Annotated in this window: 12 protein-coding genes and 1 pseudogene; 4 read left to right on the forward strand and 9 right to left on the reverse strand. The window is 62.6% G+C overall.

Features of this window, described 5'->3' with window-relative positions; genetic code table 11:
* Nucleotides 1-146 precede the first annotated feature (146 nt).
* Together merA and merB are read left to right on the forward strand one after the other, a co-directional pair.
* Nucleotides 147-1,538, forward strand: a pseudogene (gene merA, locus WN982_RS30535) (mercury(II) reductase); the annotation flags it as partial.
* A 12-nt stretch (nucleotides 1,539-1,550) separates the two neighbouring features.
* Nucleotides 1,551-2,261 (forward strand): organomercurial lyase MerB, encoded by a 711-nt coding sequence (gene merB, locus WN982_RS30540; protein ID WP_341319283.1) that lies wholly within the window; start codon nucleotides 1,551-1,553, stop codon nucleotides 2,259-2,261.
* On the opposite strand, the gene WN982_RS30545 is transcribed toward merB, so the two are convergent.
* The 6 genes from WN982_RS30545 to WN982_RS30570 form a co-directional block, all read right to left on the reverse strand.
* Nucleotides 2,201-3,136: an RNA polymerase subunit sigma-70 gene (locus tag WN982_RS30545; protein ID WP_341319284.1), complete on the reverse strand. Its 936-nt coding sequence runs from the start codon at nucleotides 3,134-3,136 to the stop codon at nucleotides 2,201-2,203. The genes merB and WN982_RS30545 overlap by 61 nt on opposite strands.
* A gap of 5 nt (nucleotides 3,137-3,141) precedes the next feature.
* Nucleotides 3,142-3,885, reverse strand: coding sequence for an SDR family oxidoreductase (locus WN982_RS30550; RefSeq protein ID WP_341319285.1), 744 nt, complete (start codon nucleotides 3,883-3,885; stop codon nucleotides 3,142-3,144).
* A gap of 153 nt (nucleotides 3,886-4,038) precedes the next feature.
* Complete coding sequence (locus WN982_RS30555) at nucleotides 4,039-4,974, reverse strand: choline ABC transporter substrate-binding protein (RefSeq protein ID WP_341319286.1); 936 nt, start codon at nucleotides 4,972-4,974, stop codon at nucleotides 4,039-4,041.
* 107 nt (nucleotides 4,975-5,081) lie between these two features.
* Nucleotides 5,082-6,080, reverse strand: a complete 999-nt coding sequence (locus WN982_RS30560) for a GlxA family transcriptional regulator (protein WP_341319287.1) — start codon at nucleotides 6,078-6,080, stop codon at nucleotides 5,082-5,084.
* 7 nt (nucleotides 6,081-6,087) lie between these two features.
* A complete protein-coding gene (choW, locus tag WN982_RS30565; protein ID WP_341319288.1) occupies nucleotides 6,088-6,990 on the reverse strand; it encodes a choline ABC transporter permease subunit in 903 nt (300 codons plus the stop codon).
* The gene (locus tag WN982_RS30570; protein WP_341319289.1) at nucleotides 6,983-8,158 is read right to left on the reverse strand and encodes a glycine betaine/L-proline ABC transporter ATP-binding protein; all 1,176 of its coding nucleotides are present in this window, start codon (nucleotides 8,156-8,158) and stop codon (nucleotides 6,983-6,985) included. The genes choW and WN982_RS30570 overlap by 8 nt, the downstream gene beginning before the upstream one ends.
* Nucleotides 8,159-8,952: 794 nt before the next feature.
* On the opposite strand from WN982_RS30570, the gene WN982_RS30575 reads away from it, so the two are divergent.
* On the forward strand, nucleotides 8,953-9,261 hold the full coding sequence (locus WN982_RS30575) for a hypothetical protein (RefSeq protein WP_341319290.1): 309 nt from the start codon (nucleotides 8,953-8,955) through the stop codon (nucleotides 9,259-9,261).
* 94 nt (nucleotides 9,262-9,355) lie between these two features.
* Here the strand turns inward: WN982_RS30575 and WN982_RS30580 are convergent, their stop codons facing one another.
* Complete coding sequence (locus WN982_RS30580; RefSeq protein ID WP_341319291.1) at nucleotides 9,356-10,456, reverse strand: hypothetical protein; 1,101 nt, start codon at nucleotides 10,454-10,456, stop codon at nucleotides 9,356-9,358.
* Nucleotides 10,457-10,972: 516 nt separating this feature from the next.
* The gene (locus WN982_RS30585; RefSeq protein WP_341319292.1) at nucleotides 10,973-12,103 is read right to left on the reverse strand and encodes a VIT1/CCC1 transporter family protein; all 1,131 of its coding nucleotides are present in this window, start codon (nucleotides 12,101-12,103) and stop codon (nucleotides 10,973-10,975) included.
* Between the two features lie 332 nt (nucleotides 12,104-12,435).
* Here WN982_RS30585 and WN982_RS30590 point away from each other — a divergent pair, with 332 nt between their 5' ends.
* Nucleotides 12,436-12,723: a hypothetical protein gene (locus tag WN982_RS30590; RefSeq protein WP_341319293.1), complete on the forward strand. Its 288-nt coding sequence runs from the start codon at nucleotides 12,436-12,438 to the stop codon at nucleotides 12,721-12,723.
* Between the two features lie 110 nt (nucleotides 12,724-12,833).
* On the opposite strand, the gene WN982_RS30595 is transcribed toward WN982_RS30590, so the two are convergent.
* The gene (locus WN982_RS30595) at nucleotides 12,834-14,129 is read right to left on the reverse strand and encodes an MFS transporter (protein WP_341319294.1); all 1,296 of its coding nucleotides are present in this window, start codon (nucleotides 14,127-14,129) and stop codon (nucleotides 12,834-12,836) included.
* Between the last annotated feature and the right edge of the window lie 25 nt (nucleotides 14,130-14,154).

Below are 14,154 nucleotides of genomic sequence, written 5' to 3' on the forward strand. Positions count from 1 at the left end.
CCGCAGCCGGAGTCGCCACGAATCAAAGGCGCGGATGCGCGCCGGGCGCCGCTAACCAGAAATGAAAGGTGTTTTGCATGACCGGGTTGCGAGTTGACGGGATGACCTGTGCTTCGTGCGAACCGACAGGCGGCGTAGCCGGCAGGCTCCGTATCGCCGTGATCGGCAGTGGCGGTGCCGCTATGGCCGCCACACTGAAGGCCGCCGACAGCGGCGCCCAGGTGACGCTGATCGAGCGCGGCACGATCGGCGGGACATGCGTGAACGTCGGATGCATACCCTCGAAGATCATGATCCGAGCGGCCCACATCGCACACCTGCGGCAGGCGAGTTCCTTCGATCCAGGAATCAGCGCAGTGGCGCCGGTGATCGACCGGCCGCGCCTGCTCGCCCAGCAGCAGGCGCGCGTGGACGGACTGCGCCACGCGAAATACGAAGACATTCTGGCATCGACCCCGAACATCAACGTGCTGCACGGCGAGGCGAGCTTTGCCGACGGACATACCTTGACCGTTACATTGACCGCTGGAGGCGAACGCACGGTGGCGTTCGACCGCTGCCTGATCGCCACGGGCGCGAGTACCGCGGTGCCGCCGATTCCCGGTCTGAAGAACACACCGTACTGGACGTCCACCGAGGCGTTGGTCAGCGACACGATTCCGCCGCGGCTGGCGGTGATCGGCTCGTCGGTGGTGGCCGTCGAACTGGCGCAGGCGTTTGTCCGTCTCGGTAGCCGGGTCACGATACTTGCACGCCACGCGCTGCTTTCTGGCGAAGACCCGGCGATCGGCGAAGCGGTGACGGCCGCCTTTCGCGACGAAGGCATCGAGGTGCTGGAGCAGACCCAGGCGAACCAGGTGGTGCATGTCGATGGTCAATTCGTGCTCGCGACGAACCACGGCGAGGCGCACGCCGATGCGCTGCTGGTGGCCACTGGCCGGTCCGCCAACACCCGTGGTCTGAATCTGGCGCGCGCCGGCGTGCGGCTCGACGAGCGCGGCGCCATCATGATCGATAGCGGCATGCGGACCAGCGCGCCGGACATCTATGCGGCCGGCGACTGCACCAGCCAGCCGCAGTTTGTCTACGTCGCGGCGGCGGCCGGCACACGCGCGGCGATCAATATGATGGGGGGCGACGCGCGGCTGGATCTCAGCACCATGCCGTCCGTGACGTTTACCGATCCGCAGGTGGCAACCGTCGGTTATAGCGAAGCGCAGGCATATCACGCAGGTATTGAGACGGATACCCGCACGCTGACGCTCGACAACGTCCCGCGCGCGCTGGTGAATTTCGACACGCGCGGCTTTATCAAGCTGGTGGCCGAGGCAGGCAGCGGCCGGCTCATCGGTATGCAGGCGGTTGCACCCGAGGCGGGTGAAATCATCCAGACGGCCGCGCTCGCCATCCGCGCGCGGATGACCGTCCATGACCTTGCCGACCAGTTGTTCCCGTACCTGACAATGGTCGAGGGACTCAAGCTCGCCGCGCAGACCTTCACGAAGGACGTGACGCAGCTCTCATGCTGCGCCGGATAACCAGAGACAGCGATGGATCTTGCACGTTACACCACCGAACTCGTCAGGCACCTGACGATCGCCGACCGGTCGGAAGACTTTGCAGACCTCTTTGTTGTATTGCTCCGGGAACTCGCCAAAGGGGCGCCGGTTTCGCCGGCAACACTGTCAGCGACGCTCGGCTGGCCTCTCGGGCGGGTGGCCACGGCGCTAGAACACGCCGTCGGCACCGAGTGGGACGACCACGGCAACGTCGTCGGCTACGGCCTCACGCTGCACGAGACCGCACATGTTTTCGAGGTCGCCGGCCGGCGGCTGTACACCTGGTGCGCGTTCGACACCCTGTTCTTCCCGATGGTGATCGATCAGACCGCACGCGTGGTCTCGCACTGTGCCGCCACCGGGGCGCCCGTTTCGCTTACGGTCACGCCCGAAGAGATACGGGATCTGAAGCCGGCCGGTGCGGCAGTGTCGCTGCTACTCCCTCAGGCCTCGACCGATATCCGGCATGCCTTCTGCTGCCACGTGCATTTCTTCGCGTCCAGCGCCGTGGGCCACGACTGGGCCTCGACGCATGCGGGTGTCGATATCGTGAACGTGCAGGATGCCTTCGCAGTCGGCCGCGAGCGAGCGCAACAGCTTTTGCGGCGCGTCCGGCAGCGAAACGCCAGCAGTGTCGACCGTCAGCCCGTCGGCGGCAGGCCGAAGGCCGCAAACAGGCTCGCGCCCAGCGGTGGGGCATAGAGGACGACTTCGCCGACCTGTCCGCTACCAGCCAGGACATGCAGGGAATGCGGCAGATAAGGCGCGTCGCCGCGGCGGGCGTAGACGGCCGCCGCCGGCTGCCCGTTGGCAACGACGGCCACGGCGCGGAAGCCGTCATAGCGCGGCCAGACGGCGGTCATGAAGCGCGCCACCTCGTCGCGGCAGGTGAATGTGCGGTGCCACGGCGGCATGGTTAGCACGATATCCCTGTGCAACAGGCCGATCAGCGCACCGACGTTGCCCGCGTTCCAGGCGTCGACATAGGCCTCTACCGGTGCGTCGTCCGTCGCCACGACATCCTGCAGCGGCAGGGCGGTCCGCGCCCGTTGCAGGGCGCTGCGCGCCGCCGCCACGCTGATGCCGAGCGCGGCCGCCGCCTCCGCCGCCGTCATCCCCACGCCGTCGTGCAGCAGCAGCACGGCGCGGGCGCGCGGTGGCAGCCCGTGCAGCAGCGAGACGAAGGCTAGCCGGATGTTCTGCCCGCGCTCAGGGCCGGACGGCGGAACCCCGCCCGGCCACGGTTCGACCCACGGCTGCGTCCCCGGCTCGACCTCATCGAGGCTGGGACCGAACAGGGTTTGCCGCCGCCGGCGCGTGCGCAGGGCGTCGAGGCAGACGCGGGTGGCGATGCTGTAAAGCCACGGCCGCCCCGCCGCCCCATCGCGCAAGCTGGCGAATTCGCGCCAGCCGCGCAGCAGGGTCTCCTGGACGCAGTCCTCGGCGTCCTGCACGCCGCCCATCATGCGATAGCAATGGCGCTTCAGCTCGCTGCGCATGGCGCCGGCCAGGGCGGAAAAGGCGCCTGACGCATCGTGCGCGCCTGAAGCATCGGGAACGGTGGTCGAAGTCTCCATTCGCATCAGCTTAGCGCCGCGACCCCATCGGCGGAAACGATAAAATTGCCGCCCGGCGGCGCCTCCCCGATCAGGTCGAGCAGCGCGTCGGCGACTTGCTGCGGCGTCTGCCCCGGCCCCATTGCCTCGAGGAACGCAGCTTCGCTGGTGCCGTTATAGGCGGCATAGCCCTTGACCCCCGCCGCGCCGATGTCCGTCTGCGGCATGAGGCGCGCCGGGGCCAGCGACAGGAACCGCAGGTCGAGGCCAGTGCGGTCGGCCGCCTTCTGGGCATAGCCGGTCATGAAAATCTGCATCTGTTTGGCGCCGGCATAGCCGCCGGAAATCGGCGAGCCCTGGCGCACGGCGCCGCTGGTGATCGTGACGACGGTAGCGCCCGGCGGCAGGGGCCGCTTCAGCGCCGCTTGCAGGAAATGGAAGCTCATGCGCACATCGTTGTTCCAGTTGCCGCTGAACGCCTCCCAGTCGACCTCGGGGAAGGGGCGGCATGGCGGTATGGCGCCGCCGCACAGGATCAGGATGCGCGGCGCCTGGATGGCGAACACGCGGTCCGGCGCATCGGCCGCCGACGCGTCGCACGCCAGCACCGCCACGCCCGGCAGGTCGCGCGCCACGGCGTCGAGGCCAGCCTGCCCCCGCGCCACAACCAGCACCTGCGCGCCGAGACGATGGAAGGTTTCGACCAGGACGCGGCCGAGACCGCGGCTGGCGCCGATGAGGGTAACGGGGGTACGGGACAAATTGGCCATTGCGGGCTCCTCCATGTTGGTGACGTGGAGTAAGACGTCCCGGCGCCCGGTGATGCATCGCACCGGCCGAAATTATTTTCAGCACTTGCGCTTGACGGACGAAAGAATCCGTTTCCTCGGCCCCCCCGTTTGAACGGCGCGAAAGCTAAACCGTCACTTCCCCGCGACGTACGCCTTGACCGCCGGCAAGCCGTCCTTGCCGTCGAACGTCTTCACGCCCGCGAGCCATTTGTCGAGCACCGCCGGATTCGCCTTCAGCCAGTCGCGCGCCGCCTTGTTCGCATCGATCTTGTTCATGATCGGCGCCATCACGTGGTTCTCGATATCGGTCGTGAACTGCAGATTCGACACGAGCTTCGCGACGTTCGGACAACGTGCCGCGTAGTCGGTCGGCGTGACCGTCAGCACTTTGGCTTCGCCGTAGTTCGGGCCGAACACGTCGTCGCCGCCGGACAGATAGTCGATCTTCATCTGCACGTTCATTGGATGCGGTTCCCAGCCGAGGAAGACGATCGGCTTCTTGTCGCGGATCGCGCGATTCACTTCGATCAGCATGCCCGCCTCGCTCGACTCCACCAGCTTGAACTTGCCGAGGCCGAACTGATTGCTGTCGATCATCTTCTTGATGAGCGCATTGCCGTCGTTGCCCGGTTCGATGCCATAGATCTTGCCGTCGAGCTTGTCGTAGTTCTTCGCGATGTCGCTGAACGACTTGATGCCCGCCTGATACGCGTAATCCGGCACGGCCAGCGTGTATTTCGCGCCGGTCAGGTTCGGCGTGGGCAGCACGTTGACCTGGCCTGCCTTTCTGAACGGATCGATCATCGGGTCCATGGTCGGCGACCAGTACCCGAGGAACACGTCGATCTGCTTGCTCTTGACGCCCGCGAACGTGATCGGCACCGAGGCGATCGTTTTGGTCGGCTTGTAGCCGAGCCCTTCGAGCACCGTCGACGCGAGACCGGTGGTCGCCGCGATGTCGGTCCAGCCGACGTCGGCGAACCGGACGTTTTGGCAGGTGGCGGGTTCGGCTGCGTGGAGAGCCGACATTGACAACGCGCACAGCGACGCGACCCACAGACGTTTCATGGTTTTCCCCCAAGGGTGATTGATACCGGATTGGATGTTCTATGCAGACTACTAAGCCGCCGGGTTTGCACCGGCGAAATTACGCTGATACATCTACGCTGACGAATCTACGCCGACAGCCGCCTCTCGACGCTCGGCGCATGGCCGAACTGCGCGCGGTAGGCCTTACTGAAATGACACGGCGAATGAAAGCCGCAGACGGTCGTCACGCGGGCAATCGACGCATCGGTATTGCGCAGCAGCTCGCGCGCGCGCCGCAAGCGCAGCGTCAGATAATAGTGCGTCGGCGACACGCTCAGGAACATCTTGAACATGCGCTGCAAATGACGTTGCGACAGGTGCACGAGCCGCGCAAGTTCATCGAGCGACAACGGTTCCTCGATATTCGCTTCCATCAGCCGCACCACCTCGATGAGTTCCGCGCGCGAAAACCCGACGCGCGCATCGACCGGAATGTGCTGATAATCGGTCGAACCGCGAATCCGCTCGACGATGAATTGCTCCGACACTTGTGCCGCAAGCGCCTGCCCCAGCCTCATGCCGACCAGGTTGAGCATCAGATCGAGCGGCGCGGTGCCGCCCGTGCAAGTCAGCCGGTCACGGTCGATCACGAACAGTTCGTCGGCGAAACGCACGTGCGGGTAACGCTTGTGCAGCGGCGACATGTCTTCCCAGTGCACCGTGCAGCGATAACCGTCGAGCAGGTTCGCCGCCAGCAGCGCATACGGGCCCGTGCAGAGACCGCCGAGCGGAATGCCTTTCGATGCAACGTCCTGCAGCAACGCAATGACCGTGTCGTCCACATAGTCGCTCACGTGCCAACCCGCGCAAACAATCAGCACATCGGGCATGCCCGCTTCGGCCAGCGTCGTGGTCGGCTTCACGACGATACCGTTGCTTGCCCGTGCCGGTTCGCCGTCGGGCGTGATCACCGACCACTTGTAGTGCTGCTCGCGGCCCACGTAATTCGCCATGCGCAGCACTTCGACCGCGCTCGTGAACGCGATCATCGAAAAGTTCGGCAGCGTCAGAAAGCCGAAGTGCGCGAGCCCGGACAGCGGCGAATCGGAGTGGGCCTCGACAGGGGTGATCGCGTCGCGCTTCATGGGCCGCTCAGCTGTGTTGCGCCGCCGGCGCACGCCGCACGCGCATCACGCTGCGCAGGCCCGACAGAAGCGGTGCGCGCGCCGTGCCCGGCGAACGGCCGAAACTTTCCGTGATGCGGTCGAGAATGATCGCGAGCATCACCACCGAGAGGCCGCTTTCGAAGCCGAGCCCGATGTCGAGACGCTGAATACTCGCCAGCACGTCGTTGCCGAGACCGCCCGCGCCGACCATCGACGCGATGATCACCATCGAGAGCGCCATCATGATGGTCTGGTTCACGCCGGTCATGATCGACGGCAGCGCATTCGGGAACTGCACCTTGTAGAGCAACTGCAAAGGCGTGCAGCCGAACGCCTGCCCCGCTTCGACGATTTCGCGGTTGACGTGCTTGATGCCGAGCGACGTGAGGCGCACCGCGGGCGGCATCGCGAAGATCACGGTCGACAGAATCCCCGGCACGCGGCCGAGGCCGAACAGCATCGCGGCCGGAATCAGATAAACGAAGGCGGGCATGGTCTGCATCAGGTCGAGCACCGGGCGCACGATCGTTTCGACGTAGCGGCTTTTCGCGGTCCAGATGCCGAGCGGCACGCCGAGCAGCAGGCTGATCAAGGTCGACGACAGCGTGAGACCGAGGGTAATCACCATCTGATCCCAGAAGCCGGTGCCGTAGATCAGTAGCATCGCGAGCAGCGTGAACAGCGCGAAGCGCCAGCCGACCCGCCACAAGCCGATGCCGACGAAGAACGCCATCAGCGCCCACATCGGCACGGATTGCAGGCCATGCTCGATCAGCGCGGCAAAGCTTTCGATCACCTTGCCGATGGAATCGAAGGTTTTCGCGTCATGGTCGAGCAGGTAGTGGACGCCGTGATCGACCCAGGCGCCAAGCGGAATGATTTCAGACATGGGAACCTCGATGGCGCGTAAGGACGTTCAGCACGTTCGTCTTGTTGACCGAACCACAGTAGGAGCCGTCCGCTTCCACGACCGGCAACGGCGCGCGGCTCGCGACCACGCGTTCGACCACATCGTCCAGCGGCGTGGTACGGCGAATACATTCGATGTGGTTGAGCTGCGGCGACGCGCTGCCTGTCGCATCTCGGCACACGAAACCGCGGATCTTGCGCTCGCCGTCGAGCACGAACGCGTACTCGGCGCTGCCGTTCAGCGTCGCGGCAACGCTCGACGCGTCGATGTGCGGCGAATGCATCAACGGCACGGCATCGGTCTGCATCAGGTCGCCGGCCGTCAGATAGCGGCTCGTGTCGATGCCCTCGAAGAACGCCCGCACGTAATCGTCTGCGGGATTCGTGATGATTTCCTGCGGCGTGCCGATCTGCACCACCTTGCCGCCTTCCATGATCGCGATCCGCGTGCCGATGCGCATCGCCTCTTCCAGATCGTGCGACACGAACAGAATGGTGCGCTGCTGCTCGCGTTGCAGGTCGAGCAGCACGTTTTGCATTTCCTTGCGCTTGAGCGGGTCGAGTGCGGAGAACGCCTCGTCCATGATCATCAGCGACGGGTTGACCGCCAGCGCCCGTGCGAGACCCACGCGCTGCTGCATACCGCCCGAGAGTTGCGCCGGCAGCTTCTCCGCGAACGGCGCGAGACCGACCTGCTCGAGCACGGTCATCGCCCGCTGCTCACGTTCCTTACGGCCGACGCCCGCCACTTCGAGCCCGAACGCCGCGTTCGACAGCACGGTGCGTTGCGGCATCAGCGCGAACGACTGGAACACCATGCTCATGTCCTTGCGGCGCAGCGCCGTCAGTTCCGAGCGCGGCACGCTGGCCACATCGCGGCCGTCGATCAGCACCTTGCCTGCCGTCGGCTCCACAAGGCGATTGATCAGGCGAATCAGCGTCGACTTGCCGGAGCCGGACAGGCCCATCAGCACGAAGATTTCGCCTTCCTTGACTTCGAACGAAACGTTGTGGACGCCGACAATCTGACCGGTGCGCGCGAACACTTCTTCTTTCGTCGCGCCGCCTGCCAGCATGCCGATCGCCTGTTTCGGGTTGGTGCCGAACACCTTGCACAGCCCTTCGACCACGACCTTGGGGGAATTCATTGAATGCTCTCCTATGTCGACCCGAGTTAGCGCTTTAGCTGTCGGCCGGAGTTAGCGCTTCAGCGCTTACTCCGGGCCCATGCAGAGCACTTACTCAGGTCCCATGCAAGATACTTGCTGCGGGGCGGACGTACGTCCGCGCTGTGCATACATAGTTGCCAGAAAAAAGTACGGCTAGCCGACTATTTGCGACAACCACATGTGAAAATGCGACAGCGCAACGGCGCGGACACCGGCGCGTGGCACTCGGAGCCTTGTGGGACAAGGGTTTGCGGGGGATTGGGGCGGTCAGCAGGCGTGTCGCGCCGGTGCAAGTGGCGGCGTTGCGGTGCAATAAAAACGCTTTTTATGGCCTGGGCGGCAAAGAGCGTCCGAAGAACGTCAATACCGCGCCCGGAAGACCTGAACCAGACGGTCGGCGCGCGAAAAGTACCAGATGGCAATGCCCGTCAATACCGGGTACATACACCAGAGACGCGCAAGCGCCCAAATCTCGCCAGAAAAACTCATTGCACCTCCCCATGCTGAGCGCGGACGGCTGTTAGAAACATGAAATCTACGCGAGCCGGCGATTCACCGCCGGTTTGGGCCAAAAAAAGTGTCGCGGGTGTGCGCTGCAGACGGAGTACCGGAAGCTTCGCACGCCCATCTTCGCCAGGAATCATTATGGCAACCTTAAGGTAACTCGGTGTTACCAATCTCGCATATCGCTTGCACCTGCCGGCGGCCGCCCTGCCTAAACTGCGCTCCATATTCGCTGCCACCGCGCTGGAAGCACCACGCGATAGAAAAAAATGAACAAGCACCTGTTAGCAGTCGTTCTCGGCGCCACCGCGCTCGTGGCTTCCTCTGCAGCATCCGCACACATCGATGTCGGCATAGGCATTGGTCTGCCCGGCCCGGTGTATGTGCCGGACGAACCGGTCTATGTCCCGCCGCCACCGGTCGTCTATGCGCCCCCTCCTGTGGTCCGGTATGGCTACGATGACGACTGGCGTGCTCGCGAGTGGCAGGAGCGCCAGGAGTGGCGCGAGCGGCAATGGCGCCGCCATGAGGAGCACGAACACGAATGGCGCGAGCACCACGGCTGGGATGAGGATTGAGGTGAGCCAGGTGGCCGCGACCTGCGGCCCGGATGAAACACGTTGCGCGACCGGACGCCTCAGAAAAAAACTCTGAGGCGTCGCAAGCGGCTACTTATTGCGCAATGAAGAGCATGCCGTGCGGATCTTGCAGCGCCGCGGCGTTACCAATACCGGCAACCACCGGCGTCAGGTGGCCGGACTTCAGATCCAGCTGCATCACCTGCCCCTGCCCTGCACTGTAGGCGTCGCCTTGTTTGAAAGGCGCATCGACCCGGTAGGTCGTGTTGCTCGAGTCCGTGAAGAGCATGAACGTCTTGCCCGTCGGGCCCGGCGCCGGAACGAAACGCGTATCGTCGACCGGGTAAGCCGGGCCGTCCTTGTCGTTGTATAGCGTGAGCGACAAGACACTGACGCTCTGGCTCGGACCCGGGTTCGCGATGAACACCAGCTTGGCGTCTGCCTGACTGTCCAGCACGAGCCTGCCGGACGGATCGATTGCCTCCGAATCCGGATCGGTCAATGCCAGCGTTACCGGCTGATTGAAGGTCGGGTTTGCCGCGCCGCCTACCGACGGCGTGATGTCGATAGCCTGGGCGTTGCCGGCCAGCACAGGCGCGACGTCGAAGGTCGTACCATTCGCGTTCAGCGTAAGCGAGACAACGGTTGGGGCCGCGCCGGTCGTCGTCGGAGCCGAGGCACTGACGTACACGACACCGTTTAACAGTTGCATATCGTCATAGCCGCCGCCGTGGGCGGTGGGGTTGACGGTCGCCTGATAAGTCTTTTGCGTGCCGGCGGCCAGGTCGATGATCGTCAACTCGGGATTGCCGTCTTCGTTAGCCATCGCCCATAGCGTGTTGGTGTCGCTACGCGCCATCAGGCCGTCCACGTGCCCCGGCACCGTGAACGTCTTCTGGGCATTGCCATTCAGGTCGTATTGCACGATCTGATTCGTGATGCCCGCCACGGAGCCGTCTTTCACCTCGCCGGCGTTCTGATAGCCGATGAATACGCTCGAACCCATGAGCACGATCGAATCGGGCTTCTGGGTTGCCGACGGCGCTTTTGCGAATACCGAAAGCGAGTAACCGGACGCTGTCGCGGTGTTGGGAATGGGCGCCGGCGTTGCGGAGCTGATGTTGTTACTGCTTCCGCCACAAGCCGAAAGCGCCATGACAACTGAAACCAACAAAGCAATGGAAGTCTTATTCATTTAAAAGGTGTCCTGATTAAATACATTTCTTTTTTCGCCAAGGAAACGACAACCCTTAACCACGCTTAAAAACCGTAAAATCCAGCGGTTTCACTTTAGCGGTCGGAAATGTCAGTCGAATGACACAAAGAAATTCAGGCACACCATGAAAAGCGTTTTTAAGGCTTGCAGATAGCTGGCTGTGACCTCTCGCCAGCTCGACAGAAGCTACGCGCCTTTCGCTTAAGGGATGCTTAAGAGAGCATCTGCAAATACAGAAAAAAGCTCATCCTTTCACGCATTTTTTGATAAATATAGGATTGCCAATCAATTACAAACGTAATTAATGTAAGGTCAAAGTAATTGCATTGCGATTGCAACTATTGACATGCATCAGCTGAATGCAAAACGTAACGTTTTGCCTCGACTAATGCAAAGAAGAAGGCGTTATTGAAAGAAAGCCCGCGCCGATAGAGATCGGCGCATTCACGCGAGACGACAGCCGCGCCATCCGCGCGGGCCAGCCTCATATTGTTCTCAGGAGATGGATACGCCCAGCAGCTTACCGACCCCGAATGTGAACGCAGCGGCAACCAGACCGATAGCCACCTGCCGCAGCGCGGAGAACGCTGCGCTTCTGCCGTTAAAGAGTGACGTGAAGACGCCGATGGATGCGAGCGCAAGCATGCTGAGAACGACACACTGCACAATTGCGTTAAAACCATGTGTCCACAGAAACGGCATGACCGGAAAAATCGCACCGACCGAGAATAGGCAAAAGGAGACGCCCGCAGCCGACCAGGGATTTCCACCCAGCTCTGCCGGGTCGAGTCCGAGTTCCTCGCGCGTCAATGTATCGAGCGCCTTGTCTTTGTCGCGCATCATCTGCGATGCCATGCGTTTGGCCTCACCCGCGTCGAGGCCCTTGGCGCGATAAATCAGCGCGAGTTCATGCTCTTCGGCCTCCGGGGAAATTTCCAGTTCCTCGGCTTCTTTCGCGATCTGGGTACTCGCCAGCTCGCGAGCATTGGTCACCGACAGCCATTCACCTAACGCCATCGAGCACGCTCCGGCTATCAGCCCGGCCAGCCCGGTCAACAAAATTGCCTTGTTGCCTGTGCCCGCCCCTGCCACGCCCATGATCAGACAGAAATTCGAGACCAGCCCGTCGTTCGCGCCCAGCACGGCCGCGCGCAGATCGTTCCCTGACGACACGCCTTTATGCCATGTCTCCGCTGCCGCAATCCGCGCGCCCTGCGACATGCCCGGATCGCCGCCGCCGTGAGCGAGCGTCTGGACCACCGCTGCATGGTGATGCTCGTCGGCCGACATGCGGCGCGCGTCCGGTTGCCCCTGGTATTTGTTACGGTCAGCGTACTCAGCCGCGGCGAGCGTGGGCAAGACGAAACGCGCGCCGAAAATGCGCACCAGTGTCTTCATCAGGCGGGTTTTGACCGCCTGCCCAGTCCCCTTCGGCGGAACCCCGCTGGTCTTCAGTTTGTCGGCCCACACCTGCGCGTGTTCGCGCTCGGACTTTGCCAGGTCGCTATAGACTTGCTTGCGCGTGTCATCCTTCTCGACTTTCGCAAGCGTTTCATACAGCGCGGCGCTATGAAGCTCATCGGAGAGATTGGCCCTGTACCGTTTTATTTCATGTTTGGATGCCATGGTGAAGTGTCCGCATATCGAGTCTTTAATAACTAAGCGTACTCGATTCAGGCACGGAAATCACAAAGCCCCTAAAACGAGTCTTGAGCGAAAACGTCAACGGTTCTCATCACGATTCGGGTCCGCATGACTTGTCACTTAAGACATGCTTAAGCGGGTTCTCTTAAAGCGCAGGACGTGCCCGCTATCGCGCAGCAATTTCCGTGCTCCGAAGCATCGTGAGAACGTTAAATCTCGCCTAAGGATAAGTTAAGGAAGACTGCTTATTCTGTGTGAACGCATCGACCGGATTGGCCGGCGTTGTTGCACCATCACACTCCTGGAGAAGCATCATGAAAGCACTCAAACACGTCATTCTTATCGCGTCGATTCTTACGATCCCGACGTTGTCGTTCGCACAACAGACGAACACACCGATGAACGATGCGACGTCAGCCTCATCAAACGCGACTTCGATGCACGATGCGCAGCGCATCCCGTCGAGCCCGCAATATCAGCAGCCCGCGCGCAAGGCTTCGGCTTCTGCCGACAGCTCGGGATACGGTGCGCCTGCCGGAGGATCCTCGCAGGGGGCGGCGGCTCGCTTTGCCGGCAAGCATTCGCCAGTGTTCGACCATTGAAAGCCAGCGCATTGACGCCCGGCACTCCCGCGCCGTCCGCAAGATGCAAAGCCGGCGGACAACTGATGGTGCGGGAGTTGGGCGCATCTTCATTCAGAAACCCGGTGTGCTCATTGCGGCGCCGGCGCAGTCCGATATCCTCGCCGGCCGATAGCCAAAGCGAGCATGGCTGATACGGCAAGGCTCGCAGCAACCACATAAAGTCCGGCGGCGTATCCGCCAGTGACAGTCTTCAACCAACCAATCGCAAACGGGCCGACGAAACCGCCGAGGTTGCCGATCGAGTTAATCATGGCGATACCCGCGGCCGCGCCGGCGCCCGAGAGAAATGTACTCGGCATGGCCCAAAGCGGCGCCTTTGCCGCGCTGATGCCGACGTTCACGACCACCAGCGCCAGCACCACCGCAACCGCGGTGTCCGCAAATCCCGCCCATGCGAGCCCGATGCCCGCCGCCACGCACGGAATGACAACGTGCCACGTGCGCTCACCACTGCGGTCCGAATGGCGGGCCCACAGCACCATGCCAACGACAGCCAGCACACTCGGAATCGCGTTCAACGCGCCTGTGCCGAACGCGCTAAAGCCGAACTGGCGAATGATCAGCGGCGCCCACAGACCTAGCGTGTACAGACCCGCCGAAGTACCGAAGTAAATCATCGACATGACCCACACGCGAGCGTCGCGCAGTGCGGCGAGCGCACCCGCGGCGTGACCCGCATGCGACTCGCGCCCCAGGCGTTCTTCGCGCAAGGTTGCGATGAGCCACGCCTTTTCATCCGCGGCAAGCCACTTTGCCTTGTCGGGCGAGTCCGTGAGCGCCTTCAAAACAACGAAGCCGAGGACCACTGCCGGAATCGCCTCGATGATGAATAGCCACTGCCAGTCCTTCAGTCCGAACAAAGCAGGCATCTGCATGATTGCGCCTGAAATCGGCGAACCGATGGCGGTCGACAAAGGCGCCGCCGCCATGAACGCGGCAGCGGCAACGGCCCGCTGCCGGGCCGGAAACCACTGGCTAAGATAAAGGATGATGCCGGGGAAGAAACCGGCTTCGGCGACACCGAGCAAAAAGCGCAGCGTGTAGAACGAGTGAGGCCCGACGACAAACGCCGATGCGGCGGAAACCAGCCCCCACGTCACCATTACGCGCGCAATCCAGATGCGCGCACCGACCTTGTTCAGAATGAGATTCGAGGGCACCTCGAACAGGAAGTAGCCGAGAAAAAAGATGCCGCCTCCCAGTCCGAACATGGTCGGCGAGAGGCCGAGGTCCTTGTTCATCGTCATGGCTGCAAAACCGACGTTGACGCGATCGAGAAAGCTGACAAAGTAAAGCAGCATCACGAAAGGCAAAATGCGCCAGGTCAGCTTGCGAACCACACGGGCTTGCAATTCATGGGTCATGCCAGTCTCCGCTCAGTCTCTGTTA

The sequence above is a fragment of the Paraburkholderia sp. IMGN_8 genome, from assembly GCF_038050405.1.
Taxonomy (GTDB): Bacteria; Pseudomonadota; Gammaproteobacteria; order Burkholderiales; family Burkholderiaceae; genus Paraburkholderia.

Coding starts and splice junctions, on each gene's coding strand:
- merB (WP_341319283.1), top strand. CDS start 1,551: ATGGATCTTGCACGTTACACCACCGAACTCGTCAGGCACCTGACGATC.
- WN982_RS30550 (WP_341319285.1), bottom strand. CDS start 3,885: ATGGCCAATTTGTCCCGTACCCCCGTTACCCTCATCGGCGCCAGCCGC.
- WN982_RS30560 (WP_341319287.1), bottom strand. CDS start 6,080: ATGAAGCGCGACGCGATCACCCCTGTCGAGGCCCACTCCGATTCGCCG.
- WN982_RS30545 (WP_341319284.1), bottom strand. CDS start 3,136: ATGGAGACTTCGACCACCGTTCCCGATGCTTCAGGCGCGCACGATGCG.
- choW (WP_341319288.1), bottom strand. CDS start 6,990: ATGTCTGAAATCATTCCGCTTGGCGCCTGGGTCGATCACGGCGTCCAC.
- WN982_RS30570 (WP_341319289.1), bottom strand. CDS start 8,158: ATGAATTCCCCCAAGGTCGTGGTCGAAGGGCTGTGCAAGGTGTTCGGC.
- WN982_RS30555 (WP_341319286.1), bottom strand. CDS start 4,974: ATGAAACGTCTGTGGGTCGCGTCGCTGTGCGCGTTGTCAATGTCGGCT.
- WN982_RS30590 (WP_341319293.1), top strand. CDS start 12,436: ATGAAAGCACTCAAACACGTCATTCTTATCGCGTCGATTCTTACGATC.
- WN982_RS30580 (WP_341319291.1), bottom strand. CDS start 10,456: ATGAATAAGACTTCCATTGCTTTGTTGGTTTCAGTTGTCATGGCGCTT.
- WN982_RS30595 (WP_341319294.1), bottom strand. CDS start 14,129: ATGACCCATGAATTGCAAGCCCGTGTGGTTCGCAAGCTGACCTGGCGC.
- WN982_RS30585 (WP_341319292.1), bottom strand. CDS start 12,103: ATGGCATCCAAACATGAAATAAAACGGTACAGGGCCAATCTCTCCGAT.
- WN982_RS30575 (WP_341319290.1), top strand. CDS start 8,953: ATGAACAAGCACCTGTTAGCAGTCGTTCTCGGCGCCACCGCGCTCGTG.